Genomic DNA, 19699 nt, shown 5'->3' on the forward strand with positions numbered 1-19699 from the left:
GGTTCGCGTCGCGGGCGCTGCGCTCGCGTCGCCGGGTGCTTGGTGAGCAGGAACGGTCGGGTGCTGAAGGGGGACTCGACCGTTCCTGCTCACCATCGTCCGTGGTGCATGGAGTTCGGCGCCGGTTCGTGACGAAACGGCGCGTCGTGACGTCTCATCGGTGCGATGCGCGAGAACCCCGACACCGACCACCAGTCCGACCACCGCTGCTGCAGCGTCTTCGACCGCTGGCGGTGTGATCGACCACGCGGCCACGACGGCGTGCACGAGTCGCGTGCTCCCGGCCGCCGCACGAGCTGGAACGACGCGCTGACGGGGCGTCGACTCTCGGACGTCTGACCCCGAGCGGGTATGGTCAGCACATGCTGACCATTGCCTCGCGGCACGACGTGCTGAACCGTCTCGGGCGGGCGCTTTCCGACCCCACGCGTGCGCGGATCCTGCTCAGGCTGCTCGACGAACCCGGCTACCCGGCGCGGCTCGCCGAGGAACTCGAGCTGACGCGGACGAACGTGTCGAACCACCTGTCGTGCCTGCGCGGCTGCGGGATCGTCGTCGCCGTCCCCGAGGGCCGTCGGACCCGCTACGAGATCGCGGACGGCAACCTCACCCACGCGTTGGAGTCCCTGGTCGACGTGGTGCTGGCGGTGGACGTCGCCGACGACGACGGATGCGAGGTCGAGCGGTGACCACGGCTTCGGTGTCGCTCGCGCCGGCCCGTGTCGGCGTGCTCCGGCGACGGATCAGGTGGATCGTCGCGGCGACCATCGCCTACAACGTGATCGAGGCCGTCGTGGCGATCGCCGCCGGTTCGGCGGCGTCGTCCACCGCGCTGATCGGCTTCGGGCTCGACTCGATCGTCGAGGTCCTGTCGGCAGCGGCCGTCGCGTGGCAGTTCGCCGGGCGTGACCCGGAGACCCGGGAACGAACGGCGCTGAAGGTGATCGCGGTCTCGTTCTTCGGGCTCGCCCTGGTGGTCAGCGCCGATGCCGTCCTGACCTTCACCGGTGTCCGCTTGCCGGAGCACAGTCCGGTCGGCATCGTCCTGGCCGCGGTGAGCCTGGCGGTCATGCCGTTCCTGAGCCTCGTCGAACGGCGGACCGGACGCGAGCTCGGCTCGGCGTCGGCGATCGCCGACTCGAAGCAGACGCTGATCTGCAGCTACCTGTCGGCGGCGGTGCTGCTCGGCCTGCTGGCGAACAGCCTGTTCGGCTGGTGGTGGGCCGATCCGCTCGCAGGACTCGTCGTGGTCGTGTTCGCCGTGCGCGAGGGCCTCGAAGCCTGGCGCGGTGACGCGTGCAAGCAGCCGGTGTCGGCGCTGACCGGGGAGCGCGAGCGCGAGGGTTGCGACTGCTGCTGAACGGAGTCTGCCTGTGGCCGGCGGTTCAGCCGGCTTCGGACTCGCTGACGTGGCTGACCGCGTCACCGACGATGTGGGCGATGTGCTCGTCGTGCAGCGAGTAGACGGCGTTCCGCCCGATGCGCTCGACCTGCACGATGCCCGCGAGCCGCAGCGTGCGGAGGTGCTGGGACACCAGGGGCTGCGACAGCTCGGTCGCTTCGGCGAGGGAGCCGACGTCGGAAGGCTGGGAGATCAGCGCGGACAGGATCCGGAGTCGGGCGGGCGAGGACAGCGCCTTGAAGAGTTCGGCTGCTGCTTCGATCCCGTCTGACATGGACTCATGTAAGCGCACGCGCATACGTGCATGCAACACGACGGCCCCGGCGCGGTGCGTCGGGGCCGTCGTGCAGGTCCGTCGATCGGTGCTGATCACGGGCCTGCGCTGATCAGGAGATCAGTGCTCGTCGTAGTGGTCGCCGTGCTGGGCGTGCTTGTGTCCGTCGTGGACGAAGTCGACGTGGTCCTCGTGCTGGACCGTCTCGTGGCCGCAGCCGTCCTGGTGGGTGTGCTCGGCGACGGTGTGCTCTGCGCTGTTCTCGTGCTCGGCCATGGTGACCTCCTGCTGATCGTCGGTTGGGATGCCCTCAGCGTAGATCACATATGCAGAAGTAGCAATACATTTATAGATGAGAACCGGTGTCAACTCCGGGACCGAGCTCGCTCAGCGCTCGATCGCCGTCGACGACCACTGCGACGGTGGGTCGATCCCGTCGGGCACCAGAGTGGCGGAGTCACCGCGTGCCGCGTTCACCTGCGCCTGTGTGAGGAACACCGCCGTGGACAGGTCCGCTCCGTCGACCCGTGCATCCCGCAGGTCGACGCCGAGCAGGTCGACTCCGGACAGGTCGGCACCGCGCAGGTCCGCCGCGATCAGCGTGGCTCCCCGCAGGTCGGCCCCGCGCAGCGAGCGTGCGCGGAGGTCGGAACCGGCGAGGTCCGCCCCCGGTCGCAGCAGGCCGTCCGGTGCGTCGTCCGCACCGGTGCTGTACCGGCCCCGTACCTCGGCGCTCACCTCGACGAGGACATCGCGCACTCGAGCGTGCAGTGGCTCCACGTCCAGCGCGAGGAGCATCGGCCGGCCAGCGTCGAGGCTTCGCCGGATCTCCTCCGCGAGGAGGGCAGCGTCGCCTGCTGAGTCCGGGGTCACCGCGCGGTCCTGCGCCTCGGCGAGGTGCCAGAGCATCTCGTGCAACCTGCGGACGATCGGGAACACCCGGAACATCTCCGCGCGGGAGTCCGGGTGGTCACGCCAACTGACCCCGTCGTAGAGGGTCTGGGACACGTACTGGCCAGCACCGGAGCAGTCGAAGACGGTGCAGCCCCGGAACCCGCGCGGCCGCAGCGCCTGGTGGATGGTGCAGGAGAAGTCGTCAGCGAGGTTCCGGCACGGGGTGCCGGCGGGCTTGTCGATCGGGAAGTCGGCGGAACGCTGGAACCCGAAGGCGGTGCAGCAGAGTGCGAAGCAGTTGTCGCAGTCCGCGCGCAGGGCGGACCGGTCGGTGGTCGTCATGGAGTGGTCTTCCTCTGGTGGTCTGGATGGTGTGCCGGGGCGGGGAACTCCTGGTGGAGTTCCCCGTCCGGGCGCACGAGACCACCCCCGCGCGTCGGCGGGGCGAACCGGTGGTGCTGGGTGACCGGTGGGTCACCGAGAGAGAAGGAGGATCACTGCGGCCAGGCTAGCGTTCCCGGTGCGGCGGGAACGGGAATCGGGCGTACCCGGTCAGAACGACAGACCGGGTACGCCCGATCCGACCAGGTGTGCGCGGAGTCGCCCTACGACGACGTGGGCGGTGACGCCACCGACTCGATGCCATCCAACCGCGCCTCTTCCGCGTCGTACCCCGCACGCACCTGACGCAGCACCAGGTCGTCGATCTCGTCGGCGTCGCGCAGGCGCAACAGGGTCCTCGCCTTGTGCTGGACGAGTGCGAGCTCGAGGGCGACCGCGTTGTCGTGCCGCTGCAGCGCGGGGTGGTCGTCGTCGTCCCCCTCGCGGGCCTCGATCACGTCGAGGTGCGCCTCGTAGTCCTTCCGCAGGCGATCGACGGTGGCACGATCGGCTCCGGTCGACCGTGCCAGGCGGGGGAGCGCATCGAGCGCCTCCTCGATCGCGGTGCGTTCGGCGTAGCGACGTTCCTCGCTGACGGACTCGTCCTCGGGCAGCGCGGCGCGACGCAGGACGGCCGGCAGCACGAGGGCCTGGCCGACGATCGTGACGATGACCACGCCGGCGGTGACGAAGACGATGAGGTCCCGCTCGGGGAAGTCGCCGCCGGACTCCAGCGTGCGCGGCACGGCGACGGCCATGGCGAGCGACACCGCGCCCCGGAACCCGGCGAACCCGCTGACGAGCCGGTCGCGGTGCCCTTCGCGGGGTTCCCCGCCGGTGCGCCGGGTGACGAGCCAGATGGTCCCGCCCGCGGCGTTGAGGAACGCGAACCGCACGATGACGAGCAGCACCGCGACCGCGAAGACGATCCCGGTCCCGCGCAGCAGGTCGGCGGGGTCGAGCGCGCGGGCGGCGACCATCGCCTCGATACCGACCAGGACGAACAGCGCGCCGTTGAGCAGGAAGGTCAGGAACGACCAGAACGCGCGCACCTGCTGTCGGGTCTCGGCGCGGTCGAGCTTGGGGCCGACCTGGCTGACGACGATGCCGGCCGCCACGACGGCGAGCACGCCGGAGGCGCCGATGGCCTCGGCGGCCAGGAAGGCTGCGAAGGGCACGAGCAGGGTGACGAGGTTCTCGAGCACGACGGTGTCGACGCGCCGCAGCACCATCGTCCCGATCCAGGCGGCGGCGAGCCCGGCGGCGACCCCGCCGATGTAGGACAGGACGAGCATGCCGGACACGCCCCAGAACGTGAGCTCCTGCGTGCCGACGGTGACGGCCACTGCGATGCCGTAGACCACCAGGGTGGTGCCGTCGTTCACCAGGCTCTCGGCACGGAGCACCGTGACGTTCCGCCGCGGCAGCATCTTCGTGAGCACGCCGACCGCGGTCGCGTCGGTCGGGGCGACCGCGGCGCCGAGCACCCAGGCCGGCCCCCACGGCATCCCGAGCAGGTGCAGCAGCACGGCGACGGCACCGGCGGTCACCACGACGAGCAGGGTGCCCATCAGGACGATGCCGCGCAGGTTCTTCCGGATCTCGCGGAGCGACGTCGTCAGGCTCTCCCAGTAGAGCAGCGCCGGCAGGAACAGCAGCAGCACGGCCTCGGCGGGCAGCTCGACGTCCGCGAACTCCGGCACGAGCCCGAGCAGCGCGCCGAAGACCAGGAGCAGCACGGGTGGCGCGATCCGGATCCGGTCGGCCACGGCCGCCGTCAGTGCGATGGCGAGGCCGAGCACGACCACCAGTTCCGGTCCCAGCACGTGCACTCCGATCGTCGTCCGACCCGCCAGTCAACGCCGATCCACGGTGGATCCTTCCAGAACAGCCGGACGACGCGCCGCACCACACCCGGACGACGCGCCGCACCACACCCGGACGACGCGCCGCACCACACCCGGACGACGCGCCACACCACACCCGCACGACGCGTCACGAGCCGCCGCCTCACACCGCCCGCGGCCGCCGCACCACCCGCCGCCACCACGCGCGCCACGGCAGGGAGCTCACCAGCGCCGACCCGATCACGACGGTCCCGAACCACCCCACGACGACGCCCGGGATCGGCACGAGCAGACTCGCCCACAGCAGCACCGACAGCACCCCGAGCACGTACGCCGCCCCGGCCTTCAGGTACCGCAGCCGCTTCAGCCCCGCAGCCTGGTCGACCCGCGAGGTCAGGCGGGCCAGGAACACCGCGCCCACCCCGATCGCCCCGACCGCGACGGCGGCCTGCTCGAGCGCCCCGAGGCCGTCAGACCCGAGCGGCCCGGACCCGGACAGGCTGTACACGCCGTCGAGGATCTCGAACAGCATGAACACGACGAGCCCCCGCTCGAACACGACGGTCGACGCGTAGAGGTGGATGCGCCAGGCACCGCGGCCGACCCCGATCGACGCCGTGTCCGACGCGCCGCCGACGGGGCCGCTGCGCAGCGCCCACGACGCGGTCCGCTTCGACACGAGGTACGCGGCGATGCCGGCCACCCCGCCGAGCGCGACCGGCAGCAGCGCACCGGCGGCCCACCCGGAACGCGACCCGACGAGCACGGAGGTCACCACGACCCCTGTCGCAGCGGTGACCAGCGACCAGACGCGGGGTCGCGCGACGGAGGCGAGCCGCGCCTCCAGGCTGCCCAGCCACGACCTGCGGGACGCGCGGTCGGTGTTGAACAGGTACTCGGCGAAGACCTGCCAGATGAACGCGGCGCCGAAGGCGGCGAGGGCGGGACGCACCTCGGCCAGGTGCGCGGAGAACGAGCCGGGCGCGAAGACGGCTTCCTCGACCGAGCTGGCCGGGTCGGTCGCGTCACCGACCGCGACGGCGGCCGGCGGCAGGAGCAGGCGCATCGCGAGCACGCCCGCGACGATGCCGAGCGACAGGAACAGCCGCCGGGCGGGGGAGTGCAGCCGGCCGGCGATGCCGGCCATCGGCACGGACGAGTCCGCGGCCATCGCGATCTCGAGGAACGCGAGGGCCACGAAGGCGAGCGCTGCGGCGGGGCCGAGCACCAGCCAGGCCGCCGCGGCGGCCGCGACGGTGATGAGCAGGGGGACGGTCAGGAGTGATCTCGTGGCCATCTGCCCATCCAGCACGGTCGGCCTGGGCGGCGCATGGAGCGCTCCTGGGCATCGGCCTGGAGGCCCGTGGGGACCCCGTCAGACGGGTGACGGCCCGTCCCCACTTGCGGGGACGGGCCGGTCGGGGAAACGCGAAACACCGGTGTTCGCGTGTTGAACCGCGGTCTGCGCGTGTTCAACCGGCGAACACCGGTGTTTTGCGGGGGTTCAGCGTCAGTCGTGGAACGTCTCGATGGACGCGCCGAGCGAGTTGAGGCGCTCCTGCAGCTGCTCGTAGCCACGGGCGATGATGCCGACGTTGCGCAGGACGCTCTCGCCCTTCGCCGCGAGCATCGCCAGCAGGATCACCACGGCGGGCCGCAGCGCCGGCGGGCAGCTGATCTCGGCCCCTGAGAAGTGCGTCGGACCGGTGACGTCGAGGCGGTGCGGGTCACGCAGGGTGACGCTCGCGCCCAGGCGGGTGAGGTCGAGCAGGTGGATCGCCCGGCCCTCGTAGACCCAGTCGTGCACGAGCGTGGTGCCCTCGGCCATGGCCGCGATGACGACGAAGAACGGCAGGTTGTCGATGTTCAGGCCGGGGAACGGCATCGCGTGGATCTTGTCGATCGGCGCGTGCAGCTCGGACGGGTGCACCGTGATGTCCACGAGGCGGGTACGGCCGTTGGCGGCTGCGTACTCCTCGCTGACGTCGAAGCGCAGGCCCATCTCGGCCAGGGTCGCGAGCTCGATCTCGAGGAACTCGATCGGCGCACGCGTCACGGTGAGGGTCGACGCGGTGACGATGCCGGCGGTCAGCAGGCTCATCGCCTCGACCGGGTCCTCGCTCGGCCAGTAGTCCACGACCTCGTCGATGCGGCTCTTGCCGGTGATGCGGAGCGTGGTGGTGCCGATGCCCTCGATCTGCACCCCGAGCAGCTCGAGGAAGAAGCAGAGGTCCTGCACCATGTAGTTGGGGCTGGCGTTCCGGATGACGGTCTCGCCGTCGCGGGCCGCGGCGGCCAGGATCGCGTTCTCGGTCACGGTGTCGCCGCGCTCGGTGAGCACGACCGACTTGGTGGGGACGGCCTGGTTCGCGACGTCGACCTCGTACCAGCCGGAGGTCGCCTCGACGTCCACGCCGAACGGACGGAGCGCGATGAGGTGCGGCTCGACCGTGCGGGTGCCGAGGTCGCAGCCGCCGGCGTAGGGCAGACGGAAGGACTCGTACCGGCCGCTGAGCGGGCCGAGGAACATGAGCACGCTGCGGGTGCGGCGGGCGGCGTCCGCGTCGATCGCGTCGAGGTGCAGGTCGTCGGGGGCGACGATCTCGAGGGTCTCGCCGTCTTCCGACCAGGTGACGCTCGCGCCGAGGCTGCGGAGCACGTCGATGATGCGGTCGACCTCGACGATCCGGGCGACCTTGTGCAGACGGGTCACGCCGCGGTTGAGCAGCGAGGCGCAGAGCAGCGCCACGGCGGCGTTCTTGCTCGAGTTCACCGCGATGGAGCCGCTGAGCTTCCGGCCGCCCTGCACGCGCAGGTGGGCGCGTTGCGGGGCGCCGCCGATCGAGACGATCTGCTGGTCGAGGGCGTCGCTGATGCGGGTGAGCATCTCGAGGGACAGGTTCTGCCCACCCTGCTCGATGCGGTTGATCGCGCTCTGGCTGGTGCCGACGCGTTCGGCGAGCTGGGCCTGCGTCATGCTGCGGCCCTTGCGGGCGCCCCGGATCAGGGCGCCGACCTCACGGAGGGGTGCTGCGGTCGCCGGAGATGCCGGCGAGACGACGGTGGTGGTGTCGGTCATGCGCGCCACGCTAACACGCTCATGAGATAAACCGATGGAAGATCGACACCCGTTGCCCGTCCTGAGGTCTCGAATACGTCACAGTTGGGAATTTCGGGGGACGAACGCTCAGGCATCGGTCAGGCGGCCGTCGACGACGGTGACCAGGCGGTCGAGCGCGTCGCGGTGGACGAGATCGTGCGTGACGAGCATCGTCGCCGTGCCCTGCTCGTGCGTGAGGCGCGCGATCAGCGCCATGATCTCGGCGCCTCGCTCCTGGTCGAGCGCGCTGGTGGGTTCGTCGACGAGCAGGACGGACGGGGTGTTCACCAGGGCGCGGGCGATGGCGACCCGTTGCCGCTGGCCGCCGGAGAGCTGCGCAGGTCGCTTGCCGCGGTGCTCGGCGAGACCGACCGCTGCCAGCAGCGCATCGGCACGGGTGCGCACCGCGGTCCGGTCTCGGTGGCCGCCGCCGAGCTCCGCCATGACGAGCAGCTGTTCCCGAGCGATGAGCGACTCGATGAGGTTCGACTGCTGGAACACGATGCCGACCTGTCCGCGGCGGAGCGTCGTCGCCTCGTTCCGGCTCAGGGTCGCTGCGTCGACGTCGTTGATCCACACGTGCCCGGAGTCCGGGCGGATCAGGGTCGCCGCGACCGCGAGGAGTGAGGACTTCCCGGAGCCGGAGGGCCCGGTGATGCCCGTGACGACCCCGCTCGGAGCGGTCAGGGACACGCGGTCCACCGCCGTGATGCGGGAGTCGCCGTCGGGGAAGGTGAGGGTGACGTCGTCGAGGGTGATCATCGGTTGCTCCCGAGTGCGGTGAGGGGGTCGGCCTTGGTGACGGTACGGAGTGCCACGGCGGCACCGGCGAGGCCGAGGACGACCATCACGGCGGCCGGCAGCAGCGTGGTGAGCGGGCTGAGCAGGAACGGCAGGACACCGTTCGCGAGCGTCCCCAGGACCGACACGAGACCGATCCCGACCCCGACGCCCGCGGCCAGGACGACGAGTGCCTGGCCGAGGGCATCGCCCACGAGCGACGCGTCGGAGGCGCCGAGGGCCTTCAGGACGGCGATGTCGTCGGCACGCTGCAGCGTCCACACGGTGAAGAACGCCCCGACGACGAGCGCGGAGACTCCGAAGAGCATCACGATCATGAGTCCGAGGGACCCGACCTCCGACTTGAACGTCTCGAGCGCGGTGAGGCTGGCGAGCGGCGACACGGCGACGGTGCGCGTGCGGTCCGCCGTGCTGCCCCAGTCCGGCGTTCCGGAGACGGCGAGCACGGTCGCTTCGCCGTCCCCGCCGAGGCGCCGGTCGGTCGACGCCCACGCCGTCGGGGAGAGCGCGACGACAGGGGTGTGGCTGTACCAGGCGTCTCCGCCGACGGTGGCGACCCGGTAGGTCGTCCCGGTGATCGTGACGGCGTCCCCGACGGCGACGTCGAGGTCCTTCGCTGCGCCGGCGGACAGGCCCACCGTGTCGTCGGACCTCGGAGCCAGGTCGGTGACCGTCGACGCGGGGGCTCCCCGTGGGACGCCGAACAGGGCGACGGCGACCGCTGGTGCGGCTTCGGCGTGCACAGCGGCGCGCCCCTGTGCGATCCCGATCGGCGTGACCTGCTCGACGCCGGAGGACTCCCGCCACGCGGACACCGTCGCGGCGTCGATCGTCGACTGCGAGAACGATGGTTGCCCGGTCGAGGACCCCTGCAGGACGAGCCGGTTCCCGGGGAGGCCGAGGACCGCGGACACGTTCTGCGCGGCGAGGCCGCCGGTCAGGCCAGCGAGGAAGCCGACGAGGAGGGTGATCAACGACACCACGGACCCGATGAGCACGAACCTGCCACGGGCAGATCGGAGGTCGCGCCAAGCGACGAACACGATGGTTCCTTCCCGACGGCGGGGGCGCTCCCTGCCGTCCAGACGAGCCTCGCCGTCGCGGGTCCAAGTGCCATCGCCGGGAGGTTGACTGCTCTCGTCCAACTTCTGGTTGATGCCCGATGGGTCGTGGCCGCCGTACGCTGCAACGGACATGGCACACAGCACCCTCACGCCCGTGTTCGTCGGGCTCCGCACCGGACTGCACGTGCTGTTCGCCGCGCTCCTCGCACTCGTCGTCGTCCGGGTCCTCGTCGTCCGCGACACGAGCATGTGGGCGGCGATCGCCCTGGTGGCCGGGTTCGCCGTCCTGTACCTGCTCGGTGCCGGTGTCGCCGCCGCGCCGGAGGCACGCCGAGCCGTGGTGGGAGCGGCCTGGATCACCGCCTTGACCGTCGTGTGGGTCGCGTTGCTCGTCCTGGTGCCGGAAGCGGCGTACCTGGTGTTCCCGTTGTTCTTCCTCTACCTGCACGTCCTGCCCCGGATCGTCGGGCCGGCCGCCGTGGTCGCAGCGACCCTGATCGCGGTCGTCGCCCTGGGCCTGCACGGCGGCTTCACCGTGGGCGGGGTGATCGGGCCCCTCGTCGGTGCCGGGGTCGCGTTGCTCATCGGCCTCGGCTACCGGGCGCTCGCCCGCGAGTCCGTCGAGCGGGAGGCACTGCTGGCAGAACTCCTCGCCACCCGCGACCGACTTGCCGCGACCGAACGGCAGCAGGGGGTCCTCACCGAGCGCGCCCGCCTAGCACGCGAGATCCACGACACCGTCGCGCAGGACCTCTCCAGCATCCAGATGCTCCTCCACGCCGCCGAAGCAGCCGACGGCGGCCGGCCGGGCATCGAGCACATCCGCCTCGCACGCGCCACAGCGGCCGACGGCCTCGCCGACACGCGGCGCTTCATCCGGGAGCTCGCACCGCCGTCCCTCGATGCCGGCCTCCCCGCGGCACTGCGCCGCCTCAGCGACCAGTGGCACCGCGAGGGCCTCGACATCTCCGTGACCGCCGCACCAGAAGCGTCGGAGTTGACGATGGACGTGCAGACCGCTCTGCTGCGCATCGCCCAGGGGGCCGTCGCGAACGTCGCCCAGCACGCCGGCGCCACGACCGTCGACATCACCCTCGACGTCAGGGCGACGCACGCGTCCCTGCGGGTGCAGGACGACGGCTGCGGCTTCGACCCCGACCGTGTCGGCACCCGCTCCGGCACGTCCGACGCGTTCGGGCTCCGCGCGATGGGTGAACGTGTCGACCAGCTGGGTGGCCGTCTCACCATCGACAGCGCACCCGGGGACGGCACGACCATCACCGCGACCGTGGAGGTCGGTCGCCCGTGATCCGACTCGTCATCGCGGATGACCACCCCGTCGTCCGCGCCGGCCTGCGCGCACTCCTCGACGGGGCGGTCGACATCGACGTCGTCGGGGAGGCCGCGACACCCGACGAAGCCGCCGCGCTCGTGGCGTCCCTGGACCCCGACCTCGTGCTGATGGACCTGCAGTTCGGGCAGGACCGCACCGGTGCCGACGCCACACGGCAGATCCGGTCGACCGACGCCGCGCCGTACGTCCTCGTCCTCACCAACTACGACAGCGACGGCGACATCCTGGGCGCCGTCGAAGCGGGGGCCAGCGGGTACCTGCTCAAGGACACGCCACCCGACGAACTGCTCGCCGCGGTGCGCGCCGCAGCCGCCGGTGAGAGCGCCCTCGCGCCGGCGGTCGCCAGCCGCCTGATGGCACGGATGCGTGCGCCACGGGTCAGCCTGTCCGCTCGCGAGATCGAGGTCCTCCGGCTCGTCGCCGAGGGCGCCTCGAACGTCGACGTGGCAGCACGCCTGCACATCACCGACGCCACCGTGAAGTCACACCTGGTCCACGTGTTCTCCAAGCTCGGCGTCGGATCCCGGACCGCCGCGGTGTCCGAGGCCCGGGCGCTCGGCATCCTCCGCTGACGGAGCTGCCGGAGCTGACCACTCGCGGACACCAGGGCCCCGCACCGATCAGGGATCGGTCAGGGTGCCCCGGACAATGGAGTCACCGGAGTGCGCCGGATCACCGTCGTCGGCCTCGGCCGAGACGTCCACGACCGGGAACTCCGCGGTGTCGACGCCGTCGGGCACCGTGAAGCGGCCCTGGTCGCCGTCCAGGTAGCCGACGCTCACCAGTCCGCCGAGGTCCGACCGCATCATCCAGACCTCGCGGAGCGGACCGGTGCCGGAGCGACCGCGCTCTCCGTGCAGGTCGACGAGCAGGGTCACCCGGCCGTCCTGGTCACGTTCGAGTTCGGCGCGGCCGGTCGTCCCCGACCAACCGGGCAGCGCTGCGAGCTCGGTGTTCGCCAGGACGGTCTCGGTGTCGCCGCGGGGGAGTCCGGGGACGATCCCCGACGCCACACCGATGCCGAGGACGACGGCCAGGACACCGACGCCGGCGATCGCGATGGCGAGGGCTCGGCGACGACGGGGACGGGATCGGGGTCGGCGGGCCACGGCGTGGTGCTGGGCGCCAGACCGGGTCCCGCCGGACGCGCGTTCGGCCGCTCGTCCGGGTTCGGTCGCCGGCGCCGCGGCCTGCTGTGGCGTCCGGGCGATCTCGGCCGCGATCCGGTCCCACACGTGCTCCGGGGGCGCGGCCAGCGTGACGTCCTCGGACGCCCGGGTCACCGCAGCGACCCGCTGCAGCGCGGCCACCTCGTCGCGGCACCGGTCGCAGGACGCCAGGTGCTCGGCGACGTCGTCGGTCGCGACCTGGTCGGAGACCGCGAGCATAGCCAGCGTCTCGTCGTCGACGTGCTTCATTCGATCACCTCCAGACGTGTTCGGAGCCGAGCCAGACTTCGGTGGATGTGGCTCTTGACGGTGCCCAGCGGCAGTTCGAGCCGTTCGGCGATCTCACGATGGCTGAGGTCGTCGTAGAACGCCAGTCGCATCACGCGCCGTGGGACCTCGTCGAGCCGCTCGAGCTCTCCGGCGACCAGTGCGCGTTCGGCCAGATCGAAGGCCGGTTCCGGCGCCGGGGTGGTCTCCTCGACCACGTCCGGGTCGGCGGCGCTGGCGTGCCGTCGGCGCTCGTTCTGCGCGTCGGCGATGCAGTTCCGGGTGATGCCGACCAGCCACGCGCCGAGCGGGGCGCGGCCGGGGTCGTAGCTCGTGCTGCGCTGCCAGGCCTTCACGAAGACCTGCTGCGTGACGTCCTCCGCGGCGGCCGGGTCGGCCAGGGCGCGCAGGGCCAGCGAGTACACGAGCGACGACCACCGCTCGTAGACGGCTCGCAGGGCGTGCTCGCCCCCGGCGCGGAACGCGTCCGAGAGCTCGCTGTCGTCCGGGAGGATGGTCGTCACGTCTTCCTGTCGCTGGCGCGGTCGTCGTCGACCACGGTCCGATCGTAGGGGGCGGATCGTCGCCACGGTCAGGCCGGGACCGCGGTGACGACGAGGTTGCTCTCGTAGTGTCCGGTGGCTGCGTCGAACGTCCCGCCGCAGGTCACCAGGACGAGCCGTCGGGGCCCGTCGTCACGGAACACCTCACCCCAGGGGAGTCCCTGCTTCTCGAGCATGCTGACGGAGTCGATCCGCCACGCGGTCTCGGCACCGTCCGCGTCGGTCAGGGTGACCCGGGTGCCGGACGGGGCGTCGCCGAGGCGGGAGAACGGACCGATGCCGTAGCCGACCGCGTCGACGTGGGCCGCGATGACGACGGTGCCCTCGGTGGACGACGGTGCGGCACCGAACCGGTACCAGCCCGCGGTGGCCGGGTCGGGCGGGAGCGCCATCGCGCCGTCCTCGTCGACCCCCTCCGGACGGACCGGCGCGCTGATGCCGGCGTGGTCGACGGTGATGGTGGTCGGGGCGGGGGCGTCCCGGACCGGGGGGATCGTGGCGGTCTGCTGCGGCACCTCGGTCGAGAACGCCGACGGGACCGGTGTGGGGGTGGTGGTCGTCAGGACGGACGGCTGCCCGCCGGGGGTGGTCCCGGCCGACGAGCACCCGGTCAGGGCGGCGGCCGCCACGGCGACGACGAGCGTCACCGTGGCGGACCGCACGGGGCGTGGCACGTTCAGCGGCGGGTCGCTGCGTACCGGCGGCGGAGCACCACGGCCCCGATCGCGGCAGCGGCGGCCAGTGCGGCCGCCGCTGCGCCGACCAGGGGCAGGGGGTCCTGGTCGTTCGTGGCCACGAGACCGGCGTTCCCGGCGGGGACGCCGTTCGGCGTGCCACCGAGGTCCGCGATCGTCTGCGTGGCGAGGGCGAGGTTGTCGTCGTCCAGGCTGCCCCAGGCGTAGACGATGGTCGACGAGCCCGCGGTGACCGCGACGTCCGCCGGGCCGATCACGGGGTCGGTGGTCCCGGTGGCGGCGACGGTCGCAGACACGGTGCCGGCCGGCAGTTCGAGTGCCTGCTCGTCGGGGTTCGACAGGTTCGACACGACGGCCTTCCCACCGGCGAGGACGTCGACGGCCGGTGCGGCGGCGACGTGCCGGACGACCAGGCGTCCCTGGCCGGCCGCGACGGCCGAGGTGTCGTTGGTGAACACCGTGGCGGTGGGTGACCCGTCCGTGGCGTCGTGGGCGACGGCGGTGTAGTTGCCGCCGGCGTCGAACGAGACGTCCGCCGGGCCGATGATCGGCTTCGACGCGTCGGTGGCGTCCGAGGCGGTGATCGCTAGCTGGTGTGCACCGGCCGGCACCATCATCGGGCCGGCGAGGGTGCCCGGGGTGAAGTCGTCGATGGCACGTTCGCCGTCGAGGTAGACGTCGACGGTGACGTCCGGGACGGCGTGGAGGACCGAGAGCGTCGCCTCGCCGGTGGCGGCGGTCGCAGCGGTCGCGGGCAGTACGGCCGCGGCGGCGGCGAACAGGACACCGGCGCTGAGGCCGGTGGCGAGTGTCTTGCGCATGACGTGTCTCCTTCGGGCCTGTCCGGGCCGGTGCGGACGACGTCGTCCTCGACGTCGTACCCCCACTACCGCCGGAGCACCCCGATCGGATGCAGCGATTTCCTGGGGATCAGCTGAGACGGCGCCAGACCCCTGCGTTGCCCGGACGCGACCAGGTCTCCGGATCGCCCGTGACGGCCTCGTCCCCGGCTCCCAGGTCGGTGAGCCGGTACGCGGAGTCCGGCGTCCACCCGGCGACGACGCTCGCGCGGCTGCCGTCGACCGGCACGGCGAGCCCGGAAGTGCGGAACCAGCCCGCGACGGTCAGGTGCACGACGTCGTACTCGGTGGCCACCGCGGACCAGTCCGGCAGCACCCAGTCGCCCTGCCGTCCGGTCGCCACGGCCCAGTCGTTCCGTCGGGTCGTCCCCGTCACGTCGAGCGGCCAGCGCCGGCACAGCGCGGCCCAGTCGGCGGGACCCTCGACGGTGCACACGCGCGCCGTGGCATCGGCCGGCACTGCCGAGACGACGGCGCGTTCCTGCCCGAAGGAGTCCTCGACCGCCCAGAGCGCCAGCGGCCCGGCGGACGGGAACGGCGCTCGCGTGTGCTGCGCGAGCGGCCACGGCGGCGTCGTCCACCACACCCCGCTGCCGGTCCCCGGACTTCCCTCGGAGATCTCGTCCCGCAGCTCCAGCGCCCAGTCGGCCAGTGCCGCCTCCGCGCTCGGACGACGGGGCTGGTCGCCCTCGTCGAACTCGACGCTCCATGCTCCGCCCTGCGGGTCGGAGAGCCGGCGCACGACCGGGCTGTCGACCGCCCACCGAGCGAGCCGCCGGAGCGCGGCCAGCAGTTCCGTCCGAGCGAGGAGCGCGTCCAGCGCATCGGGCTGCTGCCACCACAGCGCGCTCTCCGCAGTCGACTCGAGTGCGACCACGACGTCGTCCTCGCCCACGGACGGCAGGGACACCGCCGCGAGTGCGCTCGCCACCGCTGCCAGGTTCGGAGCCGGATCGGGTTCGACCGCACCACCGACGCCGAAGAGCGTTCGGTCGTCGCCGCGTTCGACGCCGAGGTGGTGCTCCGCCCAGAAGAGCAGGTCGCCGAGTTGTAGGGCGGCCGGGTCGTCGGGGTCCTGGACACCGCTGACGAGCTCCAGGCAGAAGCGCCGGCCACGCGGGTGGGCGAGCAGGTCCGAGGCATCGATCACCGAACCAGGCTAGTGACGGCCGCTAACGCACCCGTCGCACCCGCCGATAGTCCTCCGTGCAGGCCCACGGACGGGCCCGCATCCCGCCCCACGGACGGCGGCGGGACGATCGAGAACCAGGACGGGCCATGATCGTCGTCACACGACTGAACGGCAGCGGATTCGCTGTGAACCCCGATCTCGTGGAGCGCATCCAGGAGACGCCGGACACGACGCTCATCATGGTCGACGGCGCGAAGTACATCGTGCGGGAGTCGATGGCCGACGTCATCGACCTGATCGCCGCGTACCGCGCCCGCATCGTCGGGATGGCCTACGGCACCGACCAGGCCCCCCGCTCGAGCACGAACACCGGCCCGCAGCCCACGCTCGCCCCGGTCGCCGCACTCCGCTCCACGCAGCACGGCCGCGCGCTGGACGGGGGTCGCTGACGTGGACATCGCAACGATCGTCGGCATCCTGCTCGCCTTCGGCGCCCTGTTCGGCATGGTCCAGATGGAGCACGTCGAGCTCGGTGGACTCTTCCTGCCCGCCCCGATGCTGCTCGTGTTCGGCGCCACCATCGGCTGCGGCATCGCCAGCACCACGCTGAAGGACGCGATCGCCAGCTTCAAGGCGGTCCCGAAGGCGTTCACCGGCAAGGTCACCCCGCCGGCGTCGGTCATCGACGACGTCGTCGGGCTCGCCGAGACCGCCCGCGCCAACGGCCTGCTCGCCCTCGAGCAGGAGGCCGACAAGCACGACGACCCGTTCATGAAGAAGGCGCTGCAGAACATCGCGGACGGCACCGACGGCGACGAGCTGCGGATCCTGCTCGAGGACGAGATCGAGTCGAACGCGGCCCCGACCCGGAGCGCGAGTGCGTTCTTCATGGGCCTCGGCGGCTTCGCCCCGACCGTCGGCATCATCGGCACCGTGGTCTCGCTGACCCACGTGCTCGCGAACCTCGGCAAGCCCGACGAGCTCGGACCGCTGATCGCCAGCGCGTTCGTCGCCACCCTGTGGGGCCTGCTCACCGCGAACTTCATGTGGCTGCCGATCGGCGGCAAGCTCCGCAAGCTCGCCCAGCTCGAGTCGGACCGCCAGACGCTCCTGATGGAGGGGCTGCTCGCGGTGCAGGCCGGCAGCCAGCCCCGCCTGCTCGGTGAGCGGCTGAAGGCCATGGTCCCGCCCGCTGCCCGCGCCGACACGGGTGGCAAGGCCGGCAAGGCCGGCAAGGCCGGCAAGAAGGCCGACGCGGCCGACGACCAGCAGCTGGCGGCCTGAGCGTGAGCGCCAACCCCCGGGGCCGCGGCCGCGGTCGCGCGAAGAAGTCCCACGACGAGGCCGAGCACCCCGACGAGCGCTGGATGGCGTCGTACATGGACATGATCACGGTGCTGATGTGCATGTTCCTCGTGCTCTTCGCGATGTCCACCGTCGACCAGGAGAAGTACATCCAGCTGAAGCAGTCGCTCGCCACCGGCTTCGGCGAGGTCGACTCACAGAAGATCGACACCGCGAGCGGCACCGTCGTGACGAAGGACCAGGTCGAGGACGGATCCGGCTACTCGACGGACAAGTCCCAGGCCGACCACTCGACCGCCTCGTCGGGCACGAAGGACACCAACGTCGACCCCGCGTCGACGGTGGTGCCGACGACGGCGACGAAGCAGGACCTCGCCGAGGCGAAGCGCGAGCTCGACGACCTGACGAAGCTCGAGCGTGCGATCCAGCACAACCTGGCGAAGGCGGGCCAGACCGAGAACGTGCAGTTCACCGTGGATGCCCGCGGCCTGATCGTCCGGTTGATCGGCAGCGAGACGTACTTCGGCACGAACAGCGCGGACCTGTCCGACCAGGCGCGGTCGATCATGGACGCCATCGCGCCGGTGCTGAAGACCTCCGACCACGACGTCAGCGTCGAGGGGCACGCCGACCAGCGGAACTCGACGGCGCCGTACGCGACCAACTGGGAGCTCAGCGCCGCGCGGGCGACCGGGGTCCTGCGCGACCTGGTCGAGCGCGGCGGGATGCCCGGCGAGCACGTGCAGAGCGTCGGGTTCGGGTCGAGCCGGCCACTGGCGAAGGGCGGCACGGACCGGGACCTCGCCCTGAACCGCCGGGTCGACATCGTGGTCCTGTCGAACGCCGACCAGGACGTCAGCGCCCTCATGCCGGCGCTGGCGAAGGCACAGGACGGAGCGCAGCAGGGCTGAGACACGCACCGCGCGGAGCGCACCAGCGCTGACGCCACCGCCCCACTACGGGGTACAGCACTGACGGGTGCCCCACAGGTGACCGATAGACGCACCCGTGACCGAGACCCTGCCAGCGCCCGAGGTGTACGACTTCGCGCGCCCGTCGACGCTGGCCCGTGAGCACGCCCGGGTCCTCGAGCTCGCCTTCGAGACGTTCGCGCGCCAGTGGGGTACGCAGCTGACGGCGAAGGTCCGCGCGGTCAGCCAGGTCACCTGCGAGCAGGTGGAGATGACGACGTACGACGAGTACGCCGCGTCGCTGCCCGCGCTCACCGGCATGGTGCTGCTGCCGATCACGGGCCTGACCCCGAAGGGCGTGCTGCAGGTCCCGCTCGACGCCGCGCTGACGTGGGTGTCGCACGCGCTGGGCGCCTCGAAGCCGCTGCCGACGCCGGACCGCACCTTCACGCCCATCGAGCAGGCCCTGGTCCGCAAGATCGTCGAGGACGCCCTCGACGACCTCCGCTACTCGTTCGGCGGGCTGCTCGCGCAGGACGTCACGGTCGGCGGGTTCCAGTTCAACAGCCAGTTCGCCCAGGCCGCGCAGAAGGGCGACCTGATGATCGTCGCCTCGTTCTCGATCCGGGTCGGCGACCGCATCGCCCCCGGCACGCTGGCCCTGCCGGCCGAGGCCGTCCTGCCCCAGCTCGGCGAGGCCGCGGCGCACGTGTCGCCGGCCGACGCCCGAGCCCTGCTCGACGCGCAGCTCGAGAGCGTGCCCGTGGGCGTCAGCCTGCGCTTCGCCCCGGCCGCGGTCCTGCCGACGCAGGTCCTGCGGCTCGCCGTCGGCGACGTCCTGCCGCTGCCGCACCCGCAGCACCGGCCCCTCACCATCGCGGTCGACGGCGAACCCGTCGGCACCGCCGCGGTCGGCGCGAACGGCTCGCGCCTCGCCGGCATCGTCGTCACCACCACGAGCACGGAGCAGCACTGATGACCGAAACGACCACCCTCCACACCGCAGCGGCCGAGTCGCTCGCGGCGCAGCTCCCGACGGCCGCCCCCTTGACCGCGGTGCTCCTGCCGGGAGGCGCGACACCGGTCGTGCTCGACGCGGCGACGGACGCCGTGGTCGCCTCGTTCGTCGGCGGCCTGTCGGCCGACCTGGCGCTCGTGCTCACCGACCTCGAGGCGATCACGGCCGCCGGAGGCACCGACCACGGCATCGTGGCCGTCACGGACGTGCTGCGTCCGTCGCTCGAGGCCGCGGCCGGGGTCCTCGGCGTCGGGGTGCTCGGCGAGGCGAACCGCGAGTCGGCCGCGTCGCTGCTGGCCGACCCGGACACCGTCGTGTTCGAACTGACCGCCGGTGGCCTGCCCGCCGGGTGGTTCGGCATCCGGATCCGCGAGAACGGCACGGTGTCCGCGCCCGTCGTGGCGAACCTGCCCGCCGGCAACCTCGGCCGGATCAACAACGTCGAGATGACCCTGACGGTCGAGATCGGCCGCACTCGGATGTCGGTCCGCGACGTGCTCGGCATGGAGCCCGGCGCCGTCGTCGAGCTCGACCGCAGTGCCGGTGCCCCCGCGGACGTCCTGCTGAACGGCCGCCTCATCGCGCACGGCGAGGTCGTCGTCGTCGACCAGGACTACGCGGTCCGGATCACCCGCATCCTCGACGTCGCCGAAACGGTCTGA

The 19699-nt window shown here is 72.0% G+C and carries 23 protein-coding genes; 10 read left to right on the top strand and 13 right to left on the bottom strand.

Translation table 11 applies throughout. The annotated features are described in order from the left end of the window. Positions 1-165 precede the first annotated feature (165 nt). From ACZZ9K_RS01775 to ACZZ9K_RS01785, 3 genes are read left to right on the top strand one after another with little or no spacing between them, the layout of a single operon-like run. Positions 166-339, top strand: a complete 174-nt coding sequence (locus tag ACZZ9K_RS01775; RefSeq protein ID WP_155896813.1) for a hypothetical protein — start codon at positions 166-168, stop codon at positions 337-339. Between the two features lie 23 nt (positions 340-362). Continuing rightward, the gene (cmtR, locus tag ACZZ9K_RS01780) at positions 363-689 is read left to right on the top strand and encodes a Cd(II)/Pb(II)-sensing metalloregulatory transcriptional regulator CmtR (protein WP_027465523.1); all 327 of its coding nucleotides are present in this window, start codon (positions 363-365) and stop codon (positions 687-689) included. Next, a complete protein-coding gene (locus ACZZ9K_RS01785) occupies positions 671-1360 on the top strand; it encodes a cation efflux transmembrane domain-containing protein (RefSeq protein ID WP_027465524.1) in 690 nt (229 codons plus the stop codon). The genes cmtR and ACZZ9K_RS01785 overlap by 19 nt, the downstream gene beginning before the upstream one ends. 25 nt (positions 1361-1385) lie before the next feature. On the opposite strand, the gene ACZZ9K_RS01790 is transcribed toward ACZZ9K_RS01785, so the two are convergent. The 8 genes from ACZZ9K_RS01790 to ACZZ9K_RS01825 all read right to left on the bottom strand — a co-directional run bounded on the left by ACZZ9K_RS01790 (position 1386) and on the right by ACZZ9K_RS01825 (position 9742). Further along, on the bottom strand, positions 1386-1676 hold the full coding sequence (locus tag ACZZ9K_RS01790) for an ArsR/SmtB family transcription factor (protein ID WP_027465525.1): 291 nt from the start codon (positions 1674-1676) through the stop codon (positions 1386-1388). A gap of 120 nt (positions 1677-1796) precedes the next feature. Beyond that, entirely contained in the window at positions 1797-1952 is a 156-nt protein-coding gene (locus ACZZ9K_RS01795; RefSeq protein ID WP_017887460.1) for a hypothetical protein, read from the bottom strand. A gap of 111 nt (positions 1953-2063) precedes the next feature. Beyond that, the gene (locus ACZZ9K_RS01800) at positions 2064-2912 is read right to left on the bottom strand and encodes a pentapeptide repeat-containing protein (RefSeq protein WP_463443193.1); all 849 of its coding nucleotides are present in this window, start codon (positions 2910-2912) and stop codon (positions 2064-2066) included. A gap of 263 nt (positions 2913-3175) precedes the next feature. Next, entirely contained in the window at positions 3176-4777 is a 1602-nt protein-coding gene (locus ACZZ9K_RS01805; protein WP_111223767.1) for a Na+/H+ antiporter, read from the bottom strand. A gap of 184 nt (positions 4778-4961) precedes the next feature. After that, the gene (locus ACZZ9K_RS01810) at positions 4962-6095 is read right to left on the bottom strand and encodes a DUF475 domain-containing protein (protein WP_214522657.1); all 1134 of its coding nucleotides are present in this window, start codon (positions 6093-6095) and stop codon (positions 4962-4964) included. Between the two features lie 213 nt (positions 6096-6308). Continuing rightward, the gene (locus tag ACZZ9K_RS01815; protein WP_176708770.1) at positions 6309-7877 is read right to left on the bottom strand and encodes a helix-turn-helix domain-containing protein; all 1569 of its coding nucleotides are present in this window, start codon (positions 7875-7877) and stop codon (positions 6309-6311) included. Between the two features lie 108 nt (positions 7878-7985). Further along, a complete protein-coding gene (locus tag ACZZ9K_RS01820; RefSeq protein WP_463443194.1) occupies positions 7986-8660 on the bottom strand; it encodes an ABC transporter ATP-binding protein in 675 nt (224 codons plus the stop codon). Further along, on the bottom strand, positions 8657-9742 hold the full coding sequence (locus ACZZ9K_RS01825) for an ABC transporter permease (RefSeq protein WP_463443195.1): 1086 nt from the start codon (positions 9740-9742) through the stop codon (positions 8657-8659). Before ACZZ9K_RS01825 ends, ACZZ9K_RS01820 begins: the two co-directional genes overlap by 4 nt. 151 nt (positions 9743-9893) lie before the next feature. On the opposite strand from ACZZ9K_RS01825, the gene ACZZ9K_RS01830 reads away from it, so the two are divergent. Further along, positions 9894-11072: a sensor histidine kinase gene (locus ACZZ9K_RS01830; RefSeq protein ID WP_463443196.1), complete on the top strand. Its 1179-nt coding sequence runs from the start codon at positions 9894-9896 to the stop codon at positions 11070-11072. Beyond that, positions 11069-11689, top strand: a complete 621-nt coding sequence (locus ACZZ9K_RS01835) for a response regulator (protein WP_111088054.1) — start codon at positions 11069-11071, stop codon at positions 11687-11689. The genes ACZZ9K_RS01830 and ACZZ9K_RS01835 overlap by 4 nt, the downstream gene beginning before the upstream one ends. A gap of 48 nt (positions 11690-11737) precedes the next feature. Here the strand turns inward: ACZZ9K_RS01835 and ACZZ9K_RS01840 are convergent, their stop codons facing one another. The 5 genes from ACZZ9K_RS01840 to ACZZ9K_RS01860 all read right to left on the bottom strand — a co-directional run bounded on the left by ACZZ9K_RS01840 (position 11738) and on the right by ACZZ9K_RS01860 (position 15821). Further along, positions 11738-12535 (bottom strand): anti-sigma factor, encoded by a 798-nt coding sequence (locus ACZZ9K_RS01840; protein ID WP_173033727.1) that lies wholly within the window; start codon positions 12533-12535, stop codon positions 11738-11740. After that, positions 12532-13077, bottom strand: coding sequence for an RNA polymerase sigma factor (locus ACZZ9K_RS01845; protein WP_071244624.1), 546 nt, complete (start codon positions 13075-13077; stop codon positions 12532-12534). Before ACZZ9K_RS01845 ends, ACZZ9K_RS01840 begins: the two co-directional genes overlap by 4 nt. A gap of 68 nt (positions 13078-13145) precedes the next feature. Then, entirely contained in the window at positions 13146-13778 is a 633-nt protein-coding gene (locus ACZZ9K_RS01850; protein WP_185974171.1) for a class F sortase, read from the bottom strand. A 14-nt stretch (positions 13779-13792) separates the two neighbouring features. After that, the gene (locus ACZZ9K_RS01855; protein WP_138803275.1) at positions 13793-14632 is read right to left on the bottom strand and encodes a DUF4397 domain-containing protein; all 840 of its coding nucleotides are present in this window, start codon (positions 14630-14632) and stop codon (positions 13793-13795) included. Between the two features lie 109 nt (positions 14633-14741). Next, positions 14742-15821, bottom strand: a complete 1080-nt coding sequence (locus ACZZ9K_RS01860) for a hypothetical protein (protein WP_463443197.1) — start codon at positions 15819-15821, stop codon at positions 14742-14744. A gap of 128 nt (positions 15822-15949) precedes the next feature. Between ACZZ9K_RS01860 and ACZZ9K_RS01865 the strand changes: the two genes are divergently transcribed. From ACZZ9K_RS01865 to fliN, 5 genes are all read left to right on the top strand, one after another. After that, entirely contained in the window at positions 15950-16252 is a 303-nt protein-coding gene (locus ACZZ9K_RS01865) for a flagellar FlbD family protein (protein ID WP_110863815.1), read from the top strand. Between the two features lies 1 nt (position 16253). After that, entirely contained in the window at positions 16254-17087 is an 834-nt protein-coding gene (locus tag ACZZ9K_RS01870; protein ID WP_301567309.1) for a motility protein A, read from the top strand. 2 nt (positions 17088-17089) lie between these two features. Continuing rightward, positions 17090-18019 (top strand): OmpA/MotB family protein, encoded by a 930-nt coding sequence (locus ACZZ9K_RS01875; protein ID WP_173033733.1) that lies wholly within the window; start codon positions 17090-17092, stop codon positions 18017-18019. Positions 18020-18116: 97 nt separating this feature from the next. Continuing rightward, positions 18117-18995: a flagellar motor switch protein FliM gene (locus ACZZ9K_RS01880; protein WP_084740413.1), complete on the top strand. Its 879-nt coding sequence runs from the start codon at positions 18117-18119 to the stop codon at positions 18993-18995. Further along, on the top strand, positions 18995-19699 hold the full coding sequence (gene fliN / locus ACZZ9K_RS01885) for a flagellar motor switch protein FliN (protein WP_111123019.1): 705 nt from the start codon (positions 18995-18997) through the stop codon (positions 19697-19699). The genes ACZZ9K_RS01880 and fliN overlap by 1 nt, the downstream gene beginning before the upstream one ends.

It is taken from the genome of Curtobacterium sp. AC268, from assembly GCF_979258745.1.

Coding starts and splice junctions, on each gene's coding strand:
- ACZZ9K_RS01855 (WP_138803275.1), bottom strand. CDS start 14,632: ATGCGCAAGACACTCGCCACCGGCCTCAGCGCCGGTGTCCTGTTCGCC.
- ACZZ9K_RS01785 (WP_027465524.1), top strand. CDS start 671: ATGCGAGGTCGAGCGGTGACCACGGCTTCGGTGTCGCTCGCGCCGGCC.
- fliN (WP_111123019.1), top strand. CDS start 18,995: ATGACCGAAACGACCACCCTCCACACCGCAGCGGCCGAGTCGCTCGCG.
- ACZZ9K_RS01830 (WP_463443196.1), top strand. CDS start 9,894: ATGGCACACAGCACCCTCACGCCCGTGTTCGTCGGGCTCCGCACCGGA.
- ACZZ9K_RS01840 (WP_173033727.1), bottom strand. CDS start 12,535: ATGAAGCACGTCGACGACGAGACGCTGGCTATGCTCGCGGTCTCCGAC.
- ACZZ9K_RS01800 (WP_463443193.1), bottom strand. CDS start 2,912: ATGACGACCACCGACCGGTCCGCCCTGCGCGCGGACTGCGACAACTGC.
- ACZZ9K_RS01820 (WP_463443194.1), bottom strand. CDS start 8,660: ATGATCACCCTCGACGACGTCACCCTCACCTTCCCCGACGGCGACTCC.
- ACZZ9K_RS01865 (WP_110863815.1), top strand. CDS start 15,950: ATGATCGTCGTCACACGACTGAACGGCAGCGGATTCGCTGTGAACCCC.
- ACZZ9K_RS01815 (WP_176708770.1), bottom strand. CDS start 7,877: ATGACCGACACCACCACCGTCGTCTCGCCGGCATCTCCGGCGACCGCA.
- ACZZ9K_RS01795 (WP_017887460.1), bottom strand. CDS start 1,952: ATGGCCGAGCACGAGAACAGCGCAGAGCACACCGTCGCCGAGCACACC.
- ACZZ9K_RS01810 (WP_214522657.1), bottom strand. CDS start 6,095: ATGGCCACGAGATCACTCCTGACCGTCCCCCTGCTCATCACCGTCGCG.
- ACZZ9K_RS01790 (WP_027465525.1), bottom strand. CDS start 1,676: ATGTCAGACGGGATCGAAGCAGCAGCCGAACTCTTCAAGGCGCTGTCC.
- cmtR (WP_027465523.1), top strand. CDS start 363: ATGCTGACCATTGCCTCGCGGCACGACGTGCTGAACCGTCTCGGGCGG.
- ACZZ9K_RS01775 (WP_155896813.1), top strand. CDS start 166: ATGCGCGAGAACCCCGACACCGACCACCAGTCCGACCACCGCTGCTGC.